Origin of the sequence: Salmonella sp. SAL4457 (assembly GCF_046548235.1) — a bacterium.
GTDB classification, from domain to species: Bacteria; Pseudomonadota; Gammaproteobacteria; order Enterobacterales; family Enterobacteriaceae; genus Salmonella; species Salmonella enterica.
The window spans coordinates 1-509 of sequence record NZ_JBGDZO010000041.1 but is presented as its reverse complement, the minus strand read 5'-3'; the positions used below and the strand labels follow the sequence as shown (position 1 = coordinate 509).

Annotated in this window: 1 pseudogene; it reads right to left on the bottom strand. The window is 65.6% G+C overall.

The features are described 5' to 3' along the window. Window positions 1-509 (bottom strand): annotated as a pseudogene (gene pqsH / locus ACLJNW_RS23115) (2-heptyl-3-hydroxy-4(1H)-quinolone synthase); the annotation flags it as partial.

The window sequence follows — 509 nt, the reverse complement described above, 5'->3', positions numbered from 1 at the left end:
TCTGGATGAAGCCGAGGCGCTTGCCGTGCCCCCAGACCTCTCCCGCCAGCTCGGCGTCCTCCAGCCGATGGGGAACGACCAGGCGCCAGCAGGTTTCGCCGGAATGACGCAAGGTCGCCACCGGCCAGACATAACGTCGCACGCTCGAACGAATGCCATCCGCACCGACCACCAGCGAACAGTCGTGGACAGTGCCGTCGCTCAGGGTCACGCGTTCGTGGTCGAGTCCGTCGAGGATCTGCACGATGGAGACCCCGACCCGAATGCGCGACTCATCCAGCCCCTCCAGTAGCGCCGCATGCAGTTCGTGGCGCTGCAACGCCAGGCCGCCGCGGGAATTCCCACCCAGACTGGAAGGCATCGACATCAGCATCGAACCGTCGTGGGCGTATACGTTGATGCCGGCCAACGGCATGCCACGGCGGAACAGCCGGTCGAGATCCAGGGTGCTGGACAACGCCGTCAACGCATTGCTCGCCAGGGTGATGCCGGTACCGCTGGGCCTGATC